Origin of the sequence: Pseudomonas sp. RGB (genome assembly GCF_007713445.1) — a bacterium.
Taxonomy (GTDB): Bacteria; Pseudomonadota; Gammaproteobacteria; order Pseudomonadales; family Pseudomonadaceae; genus Aquipseudomonas.
Map to the genome: position 1 here is coordinate 259455 of NZ_VMSH01000006.1, position 15536 is coordinate 274990.

General features: G+C 57.6%; 15 protein-coding genes. 6 read left to right on the top strand and 9 right to left on the bottom strand.

Annotation, left to right across the window (positions count from 1 at the left end):
• Window positions 1-3 precede the first annotated feature (3 nt).
• The 3 genes from FPT15_RS15445 (at window position 4) to FPT15_RS15455 (ending at window position 2440) form a co-directional block, all read left to right on the top strand.
• Window positions 4-834, top strand: coding sequence for a zinc-dependent peptidase (locus tag FPT15_RS15445; protein WP_145162533.1), 831 nt, complete (start codon window positions 4-6; stop codon window positions 832-834).
• 93 nt (window positions 835-927) lie between these two features.
• Complete coding sequence (gene ppa, locus FPT15_RS15450; RefSeq protein ID WP_003176323.1) at window positions 928-1455, top strand: inorganic diphosphatase; 528 nt, start codon at window positions 928-930, stop codon at window positions 1453-1455.
• Window positions 1456-1669: 214 nt separating this feature from the next.
• Window positions 1670-2440 (top strand): S24 family peptidase, encoded by a 771-nt coding sequence (locus FPT15_RS15455; RefSeq protein ID WP_145162536.1) that lies wholly within the window; start codon window positions 1670-1672, stop codon window positions 2438-2440.
• 278 nt (window positions 2441-2718) lie between these two features.
• Here the strand turns inward: FPT15_RS15455 and FPT15_RS15465 are convergent, their stop codons facing one another.
• Window positions 2719-3618, bottom strand: coding sequence for a helix-turn-helix transcriptional regulator (locus FPT15_RS15465; protein WP_178119701.1), 900 nt, complete (start codon window positions 3616-3618; stop codon window positions 2719-2721).
• A gap of 259 nt (window positions 3619-3877) precedes the next feature.
• On the opposite strand from FPT15_RS15465, the gene fic reads away from it, so the two are divergent.
• Window positions 3878-4999 carry a protein adenylyltransferase Fic gene (gene fic / locus FPT15_RS15470; RefSeq protein ID WP_145162545.1) on the top strand — a complete coding sequence of 374 codons (1122 nt, stop codon included), beginning with the start codon at window positions 3878-3880 and terminating at the stop codon, window positions 4997-4999.
• A gap of 65 nt (window positions 5000-5064) precedes the next feature.
• Here fic and FPT15_RS15475 read toward each other — a convergent pair whose 3' ends face one another.
• Window positions 5065-5301 carry a hypothetical protein gene (locus tag FPT15_RS15475; protein ID WP_145162548.1) on the bottom strand — a complete coding sequence of 79 codons (237 nt, stop codon included), beginning with the start codon at window positions 5299-5301 and terminating at the stop codon, window positions 5065-5067.
• A gap of 299 nt (window positions 5302-5600) precedes the next feature.
• On the opposite strand from FPT15_RS15475, the gene ycaC reads away from it, so the two are divergent.
• Complete coding sequence (gene ycaC, locus FPT15_RS15480; RefSeq protein WP_053258211.1) at window positions 5601-6233, top strand: isochorismate family cysteine hydrolase YcaC; 633 nt, start codon at window positions 5601-5603, stop codon at window positions 6231-6233.
• 157 nt (window positions 6234-6390) lie between these two features.
• Here the strand turns inward: ycaC and FPT15_RS15490 are convergent, their stop codons facing one another.
• The 7 genes from FPT15_RS15490 to FPT15_RS15520 form a co-directional block, all read right to left on the bottom strand.
• Window positions 6391-7548 carry a glutathionylspermidine synthase family protein gene (locus tag FPT15_RS15490; RefSeq protein WP_145162551.1) on the bottom strand — a complete coding sequence of 386 codons (1158 nt, stop codon included), beginning with the start codon at window positions 7546-7548 and terminating at the stop codon, window positions 6391-6393.
• Window positions 7549-7560: 12 nt separating this feature from the next.
• On the bottom strand, window positions 7561-8274 hold the full coding sequence (locus tag FPT15_RS15495; RefSeq protein ID WP_145162554.1) for a DUF1190 domain-containing protein: 714 nt from the start codon (window positions 8272-8274) through the stop codon (window positions 7561-7563).
• 18 nt (window positions 8275-8292) lie between these two features.
• Window positions 8293-8721 carry a DUF350 domain-containing protein gene (locus tag FPT15_RS15500; protein WP_145162557.1) on the bottom strand — a complete coding sequence of 143 codons (429 nt, stop codon included), beginning with the start codon at window positions 8719-8721 and terminating at the stop codon, window positions 8293-8295.
• Between the two features lie 15 nt (window positions 8722-8736).
• Window positions 8737-9411: a DUF2491 family protein gene (locus FPT15_RS15505; protein WP_145162560.1), complete on the bottom strand. Its 675-nt coding sequence runs from the start codon at window positions 9409-9411 to the stop codon at window positions 8737-8739.
• A 160-nt stretch (window positions 9412-9571) separates the two neighbouring features.
• Complete coding sequence (locus FPT15_RS15510) at window positions 9572-10132, bottom strand: rhomboid family intramembrane serine protease (protein ID WP_145162563.1); 561 nt, start codon at window positions 10130-10132, stop codon at window positions 9572-9574.
• Between the two features lie 57 nt (window positions 10133-10189).
• A complete protein-coding gene (locus FPT15_RS15515; protein WP_145162567.1) occupies window positions 10190-10888 on the bottom strand; it encodes a PspA/IM30 family protein in 699 nt (232 codons plus the stop codon).
• A gap of 17 nt (window positions 10889-10905) precedes the next feature.
• Window positions 10906-11487, bottom strand: coding sequence for a YjfI family protein (locus FPT15_RS15520; protein ID WP_145162716.1), 582 nt, complete (start codon window positions 11485-11487; stop codon window positions 10906-10908).
• Between the two features lie 606 nt (window positions 11488-12093).
• On the opposite strand from FPT15_RS15520, the gene FPT15_RS15525 reads away from it, so the two are divergent.
• The gene (locus tag FPT15_RS15525) at window positions 12094-15261 is read left to right on the top strand and encodes a hypothetical protein (protein ID WP_145162570.1); all 3168 of its coding nucleotides are present in this window, start codon (window positions 12094-12096) and stop codon (window positions 15259-15261) included.
• Window positions 15262-15536 lie beyond the last annotated feature (275 nt).

Sequence of the window (15536 nt, forward strand, 5' to 3'; positions counted from 1 at the left end):
GCGATGTGGTCCCTCAGCGCCTGGCGTCGCCGGCGCCTGCTGGCCAAGCACCCGATTGCCGATGACACCTGGCAACGGGTGCGCCACCACCTGAGCTTTCTCGACGGCATCAGCGCCGAGCAAGACCAGTGGCTGCGCGAAGCCTGCGTGATCTTCCTCGCCGAAAAACACCTCACCGCCCTGCCCGGCGTCGAGCTGCACCAGGAACAGCGCCTGCTGCTCGCCGCCCAGGCGCAATTGCCGTTGATGAACCTGGGCGACCTCGACTGGTACCAGGGCTTCCACGAAATCGTGCTGTACCCCGACGACTTCGTCAGCCCGCAACGCCATCGCGATGCCAGCGGCGTCGAGCACGAGTGGGACGGCGAACACAGCGGCGAAGCCTGGCAGCAAGGCCCGGTGATTCTCGCCTGGCCAGGCGTGTTGGCCAGCGGCCAGTGGGAAGGCTACAACCTGGTGATCCACGAGCTGGCGCACAAACTCGACATGCTCAACGGCGACGCCAACGGCCTGCCGCCGCTGCAACACGACATGCGCGTGCAGGAATGGGCCAGCGTGATGCAAAGCGCCTTTGATGACCTCAATCGCCAGTTGAACGCCAACCCGGACGCCGACACCGAGATCGACCCCTACGCCGCCGAAAACCCGGCGGAGTTCTTTGCCGTCACCAGCGAATATTTTTTCAGCGCCCCGGATTTACTGGTCAGCACTTATCCACAGGTGTACGCGCAACTGAGCCGCTTCTATCGCCAGGATCCCCTGGCCCGCCTGCACCAACTGCAAGCCAGCGACGCACGCTATCAGACGGAACGCCACGCGCCGTACGACGTCTGACGAATGGCATCGGCGTCAGAATATGCCTATAATCGCCGCCACTTTTAGGCCAATCCGGCCATGTTTCATGGCCAACTACGGGGGCATCGCCCAATGAGCTACAGCAAGATTCCGGCTGGCAAAGACCTGCCGAACGACATCTACGTCGCCATCGAAATTCCGGCCAACCACGCGCCGATCAAATACGAAATCGACAAAGACAGCGACTGCCTGTTCGTTGACCGTTTCATGGCCACCCCAATGTTCTACCCGGCCAACTACGGTTTCATCCCCAACACCCTGGCTGACGACGGTGACCCCCTCGACGTGCTGGTCGTAACCCCTTACCCGGTTACCCCAGGCTCGGTCATCCGCGCGCGCCCAGTCGGCATCCTGAACATGACCGACGACGGCGGCGGCGATGCCAAAGTTATCGCAGTGCCACACGACAAGCTGTCCCAGCTGTACGTGGACGTGAAGGAATACACCGACCTGCCGCCACTGCTGCTGGAACAGATCAAGCACTTCTTCGAGAACTACAAAGACCTCGAAAAAGGCAAATGGGTGAAGATCGACGGTTGGGGCAACGCAGACGCCGCCCGCGCCGAGATCATGAAGTCGGTGGCTGCCTACAAAGGCTGATACCCGCTCCTCATTGCCCCGGCAATCAAAAAAGCCCCGACTATTCGGGGCTTTTTTTGTGGGAAAAATTAAACTCCAAGTGCAATATTTAATGCGCCATGTTTAACAGCGTTAAGACACTGACATATCGACCTACAACTAAGTAAATCCCTACACGCGCAATTCAACGCATAGTTTATTTGATGTCTTTTTCCGGCCAGTAAACTCTGCGTTTATGAATACATCAGGTGATCGACTAAAAGCGTTATTACGGGAAGTTCATCTTTCCGCCTCCGACTTCGCCAAGAACCGCGGCGTCACGCCTCAACACGTGAACAACTGGTTCAAACGCGGCGTGCCCATGGGCCGACTCAACGAGATCGCAGAACTGCTCTGCGTCTCCAGCCGTTGGCTACGCACCGGCGAAGGCCTCAAACACCCACCGGCCAACTTCCTGCTGGAAGGCCCCGGCACCACCAAAGGACTGCCCACCCGCGAAGAAAGCGGCAAATACCTCACAGGCCCCGCCTGCCTCCCGGAAAAAATCGACGTGGAGATCGCCCTCCACCCCACCTTCACCTCCACCGAGCGCATCCGCGTCTCCCTGCATACTCTGGAAACCCTCAACGTAAACCCCGACCGTGCCATAGGCGCCTACATGGTCGACAACAGCATGATCGACATCATCCAACAAGGCGCCACCCTCGCCATCGACCGCGGCCGCAGCCAAATCACCGACGGCGAAATCTACGCCGTCGAACACGACGGCATGCTGCGCATCAAATACCTCTACAACCGCCCCGGCGGCGGCCTGCGAATGCGCAGCCACAACGCCAGCGAACACCCGGACGAATACCTCACCCACGAGCAACGCTTTGAGCAGAATTTTCAGATCGTGGGCTGGGTGTTCTGGTGGTCCACCCTCAACAACCGCCGACCGGTCCCACTGGACGAACACCTGCTCGGCTGGGAAGGCTCTAAATCGGACCCGGAGGTAGGCATTTAAAGTGAATGTGGGTATCATCCGCCGCACATTTGGCAGGGGGTGGCTTTGCGCTATCCATCCTGCCTGGCGATGCGGAGGAGTTCCCGCGGATGCCCCTACTATTCAGTCAGACGGTAAGTTGGCTGAGCGATTTGAAGGCTGGTGAGGTTTGTCAAAAACAAGCTGAGGCAGTCCCCGAGAAGCCGGCCACAAGCCGGCTTTTTAATGCCTGCAGAATTTCGTGTTAGCTATAGAGTGAAGATGTCTACAATGCTGGGGGCAGCCCAATGAGGTAAAAATCAATTGCCCTCAAATCCAAGTTCGTCCATTTCTGCTCGAGCAGCTTTTTGGTATTGAGTCAAAGGCATGCTGATGAGAGCGACTCGATGAGCAGGGAAGAAATTCAGCTCGCCGCTGTCCTGATCACTCAAAACAACACGTTCAAGCGCCTGGCAATCCGCATCAAGCGTCAACGAATACAACTCCTCTTCTTCTCCACAGAAAGTCACTTCTAAGCCACTTTCCAGGTAAACAGAAGTCCACTCAAGCAACCTGTAAGCCTTCTCATCATCTATTTCGTGCTCCTCGATTTGATCAAGTGCGAGCTTCTGAAGGGTCTCCGAATAATCAGCGGTGAAAGCCGATTCGTTAAAAAAATAATCATCAATCGCATGGTAGATTTCCGGCGATAAGCCCTGGTAACCATCCCACGTCAGATTCCAGCCATCATCACCTGGTTGGTCAGCTGCATCATCCAATAGCCTTATGCGCTGCACTAATGCGGGGTTGATCAGCAATACTCGATTATTCAAGGTCGCAATGACCATCCAAGCCGAAGCCTCCACAGCCCCGTCTAAATTGCGACTAACTCTAGCCTGCTCCCCTTTTGTAATCGGGTACCAATGACAGTCAGTATGTCCAGGTAAAAGCACTCCGAGATGCCCCCAGAAGCCATCAACCACTTGGTCGTCAGCAGGCTGCCAATGTTGAGAAACTACCCGGCTCCCTCCCCTATCGAATTCAATCAAGTCATCGACACTGGTCCCCATGACAGTTGCGAGGTCTCTTAACATCGCTATGTTCGGTTCTGAATCACCCTTCTCCCAGCGGGCGATTGCCTGTTGAGACACGCCCAGCGCTTGAGCCAAGGCAGCCTGCGTGAACCCGATCCCCTTTCGCAATTCTTGCAATCGCTTCATCGCCAACCTCATAAAAACAACAAAGATGAGTTAAAACACATATTTAGTGTATTTTTTCTTTATCATTGCTGCAACCCAAATATGCTGAAGGCTGGTTCGTATACACATGTCTCTAAAAGCGACACAAGCATGAAACATGTCGCAAAAATCTAAAAACGGCGACACGTCCTGTGCATATGCTTACACTGACGACATGAAAGGGGCACATATAAAAACGGCCTCGCCTTTAAATGGACGACCTAGTGAGCGTGCCCCCCCCATGGCTATACCCCATTCCCCTTGGCAGGCCGATAAGCCCTACAACCAGCTTCCGCTCTTGCCACCGACAGTTGAGCTGGAAACCCGGGCAGTACTCAAGCGCTGCATTGAAGCCCGAGCAGCTTTGGCCGAATTGAAACAAGCTGCCGAGCTGATCCCTAACCAAACGATGCTGATCAATACAATCCCGTTGCTGGAAGCCAAGGACAGCTCCGAGATCGAAAGTATCGTCACTACCACGGACTTGCTCTTCCAGCATGCCCAGGATGGAGCCAACCATGCTGACCCCGCGACCAAAGAAGCCTTGCGATACCGCAAGGCTCTGCATAACGGCTACCAATCATTAGCTGAGCGCCCACTCTCTACCGGCACGGCAGTAGAAATCTGTCGCACGCTCAAGGGCGTGAACATGGACATCCGCCGAGTGCCAGGCGTCCAGCTAGCCAATGACCGCACCGGCGAGATCATCTACACGCCACCAGAGGGCGAAGATCGCTTACGCGACTTGCTAGCCAACTGGGAACGTTTTTTACATAACGAGACAGACCTCGATCCTTTGGTACGAATGGCCGTGGGGCACTATCAATTCGAGGCCATTCACCCGTTCACCGACGGCAATGGCCGTACTGGGCGAGTACTCAATACCCTGTATCTGATTCAGGAAGGTCTGCTGAATCTACCGATTCTTTACCTTAGCCATTTCATCATTGCGCATAGAGCCGATTACTACCGACTACTGCTTGATGTTACGCGTGATCAAGCCTGGGAGCCCTGGCTGCTGTATATGCTCACCGCCGTAGAAAAAACCGCCCGCTGGACCAGTGCCAAAATTGCCGCCATTCGCAGCCTATCCGAGCACACCAGCCAGTTTGTTCGTGAACGTCTGCCGAAAACCTATACCCGAGAATTGGTGGATGTGATTTTCGAGCAGCCTTACTGCCGCATTAGCAACGTCGTCGATAAGCAGATCGCTCAACGTCAGGCCGCCTCTCGTTACCTCAAAGAGTTGGTCTCGATTGGCGTCCTACAGGAGGTTCAGGTTGGCAAGGAAAAGCTCTTCATTCATCCCAAGCTGATGCAGCTACTAATTCGTGACAGCAACGACTTTAAGACGTACGCCTGAGCCGTACTGAAGGACATTGAGTATTGAGTCGCCTGAACGATGAAGACTGAACAGACGACGTCGTATCACTTAGCCTGCAAACACTCCACAGCCCGATCCGCCACCATCTTCGCCATCTCCACCAAATGCATCACCGCCCGATGCGGCGCACCTAGCGGTTCACCAATCGCATTCGACGTAGCCACCGCACACTGCAGCAACTCCGCCACGCGCACCCAGGCATCCTCGAAGCTCAGCTCTTCATTGACAGTAAATGGCTTAGTCACAGCCGATGAGGGCGCATCCGAAATAACGTTTTCCATGGCACAACTCCAATCAGAAAGTGTGTACCAATCGAATCCGGGCGACTAAACCCGACCACTGAATGTGCAGTGACGGTCCGCAGCCTAGTCGCGGGATTTTGCTGGCGCAAGCCGCTGGGATTCTCTAGGAAACGTCCTGCAAATGAAAGGGACCGGTACTGCTGGCCCTCCAACCACTGTCACCTCTGAGTTGACAGTCTTACCCCTCCCACCCGATTTATCCCTCACCCCCCACCCATTAATCTGTGCCCATGTTGAACGCAACGCCAAACCAACCTAAACAAAAAAGGATTTCAACCATGAGCACTCCAACCCTCAGCCGCTTGAACAAAGACGACGCCGTAGTCCTGCTGGTCGACCACCAAACCGGTCTGATCTCGCTGGTGCAGGACTTCTCCCCCAACGAGTTCAAGAACAACGTGCTGGCCCTGGCCGACCTGGCTAAGTTCTTCAACCTGCCAACCATCCTCACCACCAGTTTCGAGCAGGGCCCTAACGGCCCGTTAGTGCCGGAACTGAAGGAGATGTTCCCGCAGGCGCCATATATCGCTCGCCCGGGTCAGATTAATGCGTGGGATAACGAGGATTTCGTTAAGGCGGTCAAGGCCACCGGGCGCAAGCAGATCATCATTGCGGGTGTGGTGACGGATGTGTGTGTGGCGTTCCCGACGTTGTCGGCGCTGGCAGAAGGGTTTGAGGTGTTTGTGGTGACGGATGCGTCGGGCACGTTTAATACCACGGTGCAGCAGGCGGCGTGGAGCCGGATGACGCAGGCCGGTGCGCAGTTGATGAATTGGTTTTCGGTGGCGTGTGAGTTGCAGGGCGACTGGCGCAATGACATGGAAGGGTTGGGGAATTTGTTGTCTCAGCGGATTCCTAACTATCGGAATTTGATGAATGGGTATGCGGCGGTGACGGCGCGTCAGGGCTGAGGTTGACAGGGTTTCCCAAAAAACCTGTGGGAGCGGGCTTGCCCGCGAAGGCGGTGAATCAGTCGATATATTCGGTGGCTGAGACACCGTCTTCGCGGGCAAGCCCGCTCCCACATTTGTTCTTTGCTGCTTTGAGTATTGGGGCAAGCCCGCGCGATCAGTCGAGGATCAGGTGCGGGAGAAACCGGCTAGAGTCCTTGGTGATCAAACTGTTGTCTTCGCGCACGCCGATGCCGGCGGCTTGATCGCCGATCACCCAGGAGCCGATCAGCGTGTAGCTGTCACCAAAGCGCGGCAGCGGCGCAAACTCCTGGAGGATAAACGGCGCATCCGTGTAGGGGCCGTCTTCTTTTACGATCAGGCCGTCGGCGGTGTGCAGTTCGATGTTGGCGCCTTCGCGGGAGAAGAACGGCTTGCGCACCCAGCCCTTTGGCACGGCTTTGCCGGGGTCGGTATCCAGGTGGGACGCGAGCAGGTTGGGGTGGCCTTTGTTGAATTCCCACAGCAGCGGCAGGATGCCTTTGTTGGAGAGGATGGATTTCCAGGCGGGCTCGAAGAACTGGGTATCGCACTGGGCAATCGCGGCGCCGAAGGGCTCGTGGAAGATGAATTCCCAGGCGTGCAGTTTGAACAGGTGCGGGATCCAGCGATCTTCGAGGTCGACGAAACGGCCATCACTGGTCAGGCCGATGTCTTCGATGTCGATGTGGCGTGATTCGATGCCGACCTTTTCCGCGACCAGGCGCAGGTAGTCGGTGGTGCCTTTGTCTTCGACTGAGTCTTTCATCGAGGCAAAGTAGAACGGCTGGTTGACCTGCAATTGGGCGAAGGCCTGATGCAGTTTGGTGTCGATGCTGTTGAACTGGTCAGCGTGCTTGGGCAGCAGGCCGCGTTCGATGCATTGTTCCAGCCAGCCCCATTGAAACGCAGCCGCCTCATAGAGGCTGGTCGGTGTGTCGTAGTTGAGTTCGAGCAGCTTGGCGGGCCCGCTGCCGTTGTAGGAAAAGTCCATGCGCCCGTACAGGTGCGGGTGGCCTTCGAGCCATGAGGTTCGGATCATGTCGAAGAACGGCGCGGGAATGCTCAGCCGCTCAAGCAACTCTTCGCTCTGCACCACGCGGCCCACCAGGTCCATGCACATGTCATGGATCTCGGTGGTCGGGTCTTCGAGGTTGCGCTCGATTTGCTCGAGCGTGAATTGGTAGTACGCGCTCTCGTCCCAGTAGGGTTCGTCGTCGATGGTGTGGAACAGGAAGCCGAGGCTGTCGGCGGTCTGTTTCCAGTCATGACGCTCTGCGCAGTGGATCTTTTTCATGGCCCGGTTTCCTTAACTGCTCGACCCGCCGCCGCCCCAGCCGCTGCGGGCGCTGGCTTTGCTGCCAAAGCCGCCACGGGAGGTAGAGGACGCCACGGACACCGGCTTGCTGGAGGAGCGCAGCGTGTTGGCGTAATTGCTGCTGCCGTACCTGGCCTGGTTGGACCGGCCGAATGTCGCCCCATTCGAGACCCGCTGGTTGAGCGTCGAAGAGCCGTAATCGCCGCGATCATCGCGGTAGCGGTACACCGGCTCGGAGCGGTAGCTGTTGCGATTGTTGCTGAGCATGTTGCCGATCAATAGGCCCGTCAGCAGGCTGCTGGTGGAGAAGCCTGAGCCGCCGCTGTTCGCTTGGGCGCCGCCGACTTGCGCGTTGGCGGCATCGACCTGGGATTGCGTCACCTGGCCGGCGGCAGTCAGTTCGAAACCGCCCAGTTTGGGGATGAACTTGCCGTTGGAGTCCTGCTGACACCAGTTGGCGACAAAGTCGGCATCGCAATCGGCCTGGCTGTCGTACACCGGGGCAATGCGCCGATGCTCGGCCATGGCGGTCATGTAGGCGTCCGAGCACACGTCCACCGGCAGCTTTTCATCGGCGCATTGCTGAACCGACTGGAAGTTGTACTTCTTTTGCAAATCGTAGGTTTTTTCGGTCGGCCCGCAGCCGGATATCGCCATCGCGACCGACGCTGCCAGCGACAACTGGACGTACTTGCTTCGTTTCATCGGGAGCTCCGTGCGCGATCAGTTCTGGGTAGGCGTCATGCACGCGGCATTCAACATGCCGACGCTGATGGACACGGCGGCCACGTAGATACCGGCGGCGAGTTCGCCATTCTTGATGCGCTCGGACGTGCCTTTGAGCACCAGGCTGGTCAGCAGAAACGCCGACAGTTGGACGACGGCGGCGATCACCGCCCAGACGACGAAGTCGAGGAGGCTGATCGAGTAGGCAATCACGTTGCTGGCCGGAATGGCGAAACCGATGATAGCGCCGCCCAGGGCGACCGCAGCCGACACGTTACCCGCACGGATCAGTTCGAACTCCTTGTGCGGCGTGATGCGGGTGTAGATGAACTGGAACAGTGCGAACAGCACAGCCGCACCGAGGATGTAGGTGACAAAGCCAAACACAGCGGCTTTGTTCAGGGAGATAGAGAGAGCTTCCAGCATGGGGGTTTTCCTTTTTTAAAGCGTAGTCAGGTCGGTTGTGTACAGCGAAATGCCCAGCGACGTACTCAGGCTGACGGTGCCCTCTGCGTCTTCTTCGACGGAAAACAGCAGAAACTCGCGACGATCAGTCAGGCCGGTGTCGCGGGCGTACAGCATCGAACGGTGCTCGACGCTGTAGGCGTCCTCGGGGTTTACAACCTGCTCGGTCATTGCCACCAACTCTGTCTGGCCAGCCTCGCTGCCCCACAAACGTGTGTACTCCACGCCGTTGTGGGTGTAGGTCGGCAGCCCGATCAGGCTTTGTGGCCCCGCAAGCCGACGCAGTTCCGCTTCACTGCTGATGGTGACGACGCTGAGGTAATTGAACAGGATCACCGACTCGACCTGCCCGGCGATCTCGCCGGTGGTGTGCACCTGCAGCCAGTAATCTTCGTCGTTCATGTAGTAGCGCGACAGCCAGGTCGACTGGCCGAGATCAACGGTGCCGTTGGCCCAGATTTCCTGGGAGCCGGGGATCACTACCGTGGTTTTTTCATCGAGCAACAATTTCAGGCTCGCGTCGAACATCACGCCTTTGCCGGGTGCCAGGCCCAGTGGGCCGGTGACCGGCTGGGTGTTGCCGGCTGTCCATTGCGACGCTGTATTCGCTTTCGGGGCCTCAAGCCCCATCAATTGTTTAAACCATCCCATTGGAGATTTCCTTGAGGCGAGCGGAGGCGATGCAGAAGCGGGGAAAGAGGGAGGCGGCGCGCAGGCGCAACAAAAGAAACATCGACATTTGGCCCCTGACTCCCTGGGTATTTGATTGCGGATGACAAGATCGCCTCGGCGTGTGGAGGCTCAAGCGCGTTCACCCGGCATTAAACCTGCTGCGCGGCGAGGATAGAAGTACCTTGGCTGCAATAAACCCGGCGAACGCGCCAAAGAAGTGCCCCTCGAACGAGATCCCCTGACGAGGCAGGAAACCCACGACCAGGCCACCATACAAGACCGCCACAACGCCGGCCGTTATCAGGTTGCTCCAGCTTCGGTGGAACCAGGCGCGAGACAAAAGGTAGGCCCATAGGCCGAATACCCAGCCGCTGGCACCGATATGTACGCCGCTGAAACCGAACAGCCAGACCAGCGAACCGCCCAGCAAAATAATGATCGCACTGACGGCAATGAAACGATGGCTTCCTTCGACAATGACCAAGGTGCCCAGGACCAAAAAGGCGATCAGGTTTGCGCTCAGATGAGCAAACGACGCGTGCAAAAACGGTGAGGTGAGGATGCCGAGCAGCCCCTGCACCGTTCTCGGGATCAGGCCGAATGCCATGAGGCTGTAACCGGTCGCCACATTGACCAGTTGCAGCGCGACCATCAACAGCGCCACGCCTGCGATTGTCTTGAAACCCTTCAGGGCATCCATCCTGACCTCGATGTAAAAAAAGAAGGGCAGCGCCTGCCCTTCTTGCTTCGGCGCGGCTTACTCAGCCGACTTTTGCTTCAGGCGTTCCAGAATCGCATTGGCGCTGCCTGTGTCCGGCGTGATGCCGGCGTCGCGCAGCTTGCGCTCCAGGTCGGTGCCCGTGGATGCCTCAGCCAGTTCATCCTGGGCTTGCAGTTCAGCGGCACGTTGCTGCTGTTTGGCCTGCAAGCGATTCAGGGTACCGACGGCGGTTTCCAGCTTGCCGTTGGCGCCACCACTGGCGATGGACGCACTGACCTGGGCCTTCTGTACGCTTTCGCGCGCCTTGGCCATGTCCACTTGCTGGCGCAGGCTTTTGATCCGGCTTTCGGCTTTGGTGATGTCCTTGCGCATGCCGTCGGCGTAACCGCCGAACTCGGTGGCCTGCTTTTGCTCGACGTCACGTTCGTTGGTCAGGGTCGAAATGGCTTCGGCCACTTCCATGGCCAGGTCTTCACGATTGGCCTGGATAGCGGCCATGGCCTTGGACTCCAGGTCCTTGATCTTGGCGTCGTACTCACCGACGCGATCAGTCGCCAGTTTGTGCTTGGCCATGATGCTCACCAGCTCACGCTTGGCGTTGGCCAGCGCCGTGTCGGCGTCGCGAATTTCCTGGTCGAGGATGCGCAGGGCTTGTTGGTCGACGATCGATTCGCCGACTTCGCTGGCACCGCCACGCAGCGCGGTGAACAATTTGCTCCAGATGGACTGAGTCATTGGATACTCCCGAATACTTAATTGAAGAAACGTTCGAAGGCTTCGCTGGCGCGCTGCACGTTGTCGACCAGGGTTTTCACCTCAGTCACGATGTTGGTCAGGCTGGAGTCGGAGCTCAATGCACCGAACATGTTGTAAACAACTTGGCCGTTAGGCATGGACTCGATGCCGATCGACGAAAGCGGGAACATTTCGCGGCTGCGCAGCACCGCGTCATTGAATGCCGTTACGTCATTGATGGACTCGACGTCGACCAGCACGGTGTCCACGATGATCTGTTCGCCGACCACCGCGATGTAAATCGGCAAGCCCCCGAAGTCGTTCATTTCCAGCTTGATGCTGGACTCGGCGCCCTGAACGAGAGAAAGCGTAATGTCGTTGGAAACCACTTCATCCAAGGCCTGAAGCGCTGTGAAGAGGCGATCGATATTCCAGTTAGTACCTGCGCTCATGAAATTCTCCGACATGAATGAGCCAGCCAGAATCGGTTGGCGAAGCTGTTTCTCCATTTGCTTGAGCAGGCTTCGGTTTTCGGGAAGCACCCAAGTCTCGTGTTTCACATAACCGGCGGCCGTCAGGCCCGCGCGCATCTGCTTCATGTAAAAGCTCGATGGTTTTTTCGCGGGCGACTTCAAGCGCTCTCCCTTGCGGCTTGCTGAATCAGGATCGGGCCCTGCAGGCGGGCTCGATGGAGAGCTGCTTTTCATGGTGCTGACCTCGTTGTGAAAAACTCACGCGTGAGAAAATCTACAGGCAATGTTGGCGATGCTCAATAGCTCACGCGTGAGATTTTTCCTGGTTCGTCGCGCCGGTCAAAAAGCACCCTCCGCTCAAGAATGCCTCTGCCGGCATTGAAATCTGATGAACGGTTCTTGGGCGGAGGCGGCGCACCATCACCCAGCTTGCCGCGCTCTACGATAAGCCCGCGTTGAACGTCAGGCTCTTTTGCCAATACCCGCCCTACTCCATAAATGTTCCGAAATAACCTCAACGTTGTGAATTGTTGTGAAGGCTTTGCGAATGGGCTAATAGTCCGTGCTAAGTTCCGTGACGTCATCTTTCACAGCAGCAACGCCCAGCGGCCAACCAACTAAGGCCGCCCTCTCGTTATTCAATAAACCGCCTCGGGTAAGTTACCTGGGAAGTTGTGCGGCCCTGCGCGTTTTAAAAGTGGCAGGCGTAATAATTAGATCAGGAGAAGTACCATGGTAGCGAAGGTAGAAACGACCCCAAAGGACGCAGCGGTCACTCAAAAAAGCTCCGTCGCTGCCTGGGAAAAATCCGTCGAAAAAGCGTCTGCACCCAAGGACGAGTTGGGTAAAGGCCAGAAACGCCCCGAAGGTGATACCCGCTCGGCCCAGCAAATTATTGATGACACGCCGCTGCTCGCCCAGCTCGGTAATCAAAGCGGGGTGAAGGACAACCTTAAAAAGCAGGTCGGCGATTTTGAGAAAGACGCGGACGCCGCCTATCGCGCCTCCAAAGTGCTGGAGCATGTCGAATACATCGACGAAGACGGCAAGCTGACCGATGGCAAGGATGTGGGCAACAACAGCATCGACGGCTTCACCAAAGATGGCGAGGCGCGGCATGGCACTGAGGCGGGCCGGCTGCAGGATTTCGGCAAGTATGGCTATTCCAGCCTGCGCGGCGAGGTGGTGAAGTCGGATTTGGGCGACCAGCAGAAGCGCCCCGACGGTGACACGCGCTCGGCCAAGGAGATTATCGACGCCACACCGCTGCTGAAAAACCTCGGCAACCAGAGCAACGTGAAGGACAACCTCAAGAAGCAAGTGGGCGATTTCGAGAACGACGCCGACGCCGCGTACCGCGCCACCCAGGTGCTGGAACATGTGGTGAGCATCGATGAAAACGGCCATTTGCTCACTGGCGTCGATGCCAGGAATAAAGACAACGACAGCATCGACGGTTTCACCAAAGACAAGGAAGCCCGCCATGGCACCGAGGCCGGGCGCTTGCAGGATTTCGGCAAGTACGGCTATTCGAGCCTCAAAGGCGACCTGATGCACGTCAAAGACGCGACGCACACCGACAAGGCCGCGCCGCCTGATGAGCCCGAAGACGTGCAGGCCCTGCGCGACAAATACAACATCCCGACCTTCGGCGCCGAAGGCCTGATGGACATGGAGTTGCCCAACGACAAGACCGTGGGCGGCCAGACGGCCGAGAACTTTGTGCAGGGCATCCGCGATGACATCAAGAGCGGCAAGCTGGCCGAAGACTCGGATGAAGCCAAGATCGTCAAGCTGATGGACGCCCAGGCCGCGCTGGACAACGGCTACGAACTGTACGGCTACGCGGAGAGCATCAACCTGGGCAGCGGCACTTACCGTGAGACGGATAAGACGCCGACGCAGTTGAACGGCAAAGACGTCAAAGAGATGGTCGACGAGGACAAACTCGCCAAAGAAATTTCCACGTTGATGGGCAAGGAAGGGATTAAGGACCGCTACGACGCAGAACTACAGAAAAGTGTCGGAAGTTTGTCGCAAGATCGGTTGAATGAAGTGCGCGAACAAGTATTCCCGGCCCTCTTCAAAGACGGCACCCGTGATGCCAACTTGAACTTCGAGGAATATGTGATCGCGATGAATGACTCGGGTGATCCGAAGAAATCGGAAATGGCCGAGTTGGATGTAGACCGCTATTTCGAGTCGCTGCGCATTCTCGAACCGGACAGCTACACCGCGCGCAAACAGACGTTCGACCAGAACATGATGACGCACCAGCTCAACACCTACATGGAAAACCCCGACAAGGTCTCGCCGGAAAATACCGAAAGTGGGCTGAAGGCCTCGTTCACGATGATCAAGGGCGGTATCAACGCCGCCCTGGGTGGCCTGGACAAGGGCGACAAAGCCTACGACATGTACAAAAAGATGAAGGATGAGATCGACATCCTCGACGGCCATATCAAAGGGCTGACACCGGCAGAGAACAAACAGATCGCAGCGGCCATTCGTCTCGCGGCTGCCAGCGGCGACCCGAAAGCCATCGACAAGGTGGTCGACACTCAATTGAAGGGCCTGGGCGCCAATCGCGAAGCGGCCGCTGGCTCCCTGAAGACAGTGCTGCACACCGCCAGCTCCACCGGCGGGCTCAGTGCCATGGCGGGCACCATGAACCTGGTCAGCGGCGCGCTGCAGCTCGCCAATGGCGGCGGCAACATGACCGACGACCAGAAGATCGCCGCCGCGAAAGACCTGGTCGCCGGCTTGAGCTTCACCAACGACTTCCTCAAGTTCGGTTCGAACATTGTGGAAACCCTGGGTGGCACCAAACCCTATGAACCTGACGTGGACAAAGACGGTAAAGGCCCGGCAAAAATCAAGGCCACTGAATGGCTCGGGCTGATCGATGAGAATCTTCCGGACATCTGGGGCAAGAAAACCACAGAAAAATCTGACGCGCTGGCCGCATCCATCAGCACCCGTGTCAAGGAAGCTTCCGACACTCTCAAGAAACTCGACGTGGGCAATCTGTCGGCCGATGAGGTGAAGGAGTACGACAGCGCCGCCAAAACCCTGGGCGAACACATGGGCGTCAAGGACCTCCCCGGCAAAGGTACGCCGGCTTCAAAATCCGAAATTGCGATCGCCTCCGGGCGCTCGTTCCTGCGGTTTATGGGCGGCTCCGGCCTGGACTTGACCGGCGGCGTGATGGACATCGTTTCCGGCGCGCGCAAACTGAAAAACGCCAAGACCGCACTGGAAAAAACTGACGCTGCCTTCACGTTGGGCGGGGGTGCTTCCGGTACGGGTATGGCGATCGCTAATACCATCGCGATGTTCGCCCCCAAAGGTGCTCACCTGGCAGGCAAACTGGCCGGTGATGTTGCCGCGACGGTGATACGCGGGCTCGCCATCGGCGCGCGTGTGGCGGGTCCGGTTTTCGCCGTGGCGGGTGTGATCTTCGGGGTCGCAGGCACCCTGATTGCCGAGGCGGTCGAGCATGCCAAAATGCAAAAACTCACCGACTCCCAAGGCAAGTTCTTCAAAGACCTCGCCGACGCCGGCGTGACCAAGGACGACTGGGGCGACAAGCTCGAATACGCGCGCTATGCCACCTACATGTACGGCGGCCGCGACACGCCGGACGACAAGTCGATGTTCGAGTATCAGTCGGACGAGTGGAAACACTTCCAGGAAACCGAAGACAAAAAAGGCAGCTCGCTGGCGCGACTGGCGCCCTACCTGCACAAAGACAGCGACCCGGACAGCAAAAACCTATGGGAAAAATTCCTCGCAGGCGGCACCAGCTCCAGCCGGCCGCACGGCAGTGAACGGCACACCGACGACTGGCGGCCTTGGGGCAGCACGGACATGGAAACGGGGAGCAAGCACACGGCTTGATGTTGCGTAGGCATTTATCAGCCAAGCCCATGCTGTTCAGTCAAGCGTAAATCCCTGTGGGAACGGGCTTGCCCGCGAAAGCGCTGGTTCAGTCAACATCATTGTTTGCTGGGCCGACGTCTTCGCGGGCAAGCCCGCTCCCACAGTTGATCGTCGCTGCGTGGCGTATTGCGCTCGCCTAACTGAGCGGCCTTGAGGCGCGGTATGGTCCGGCGCTTGACTCTCCCCTATACGGCACACCCTACCCTGAAAGCTTCCTTTTCAGGACATCACCC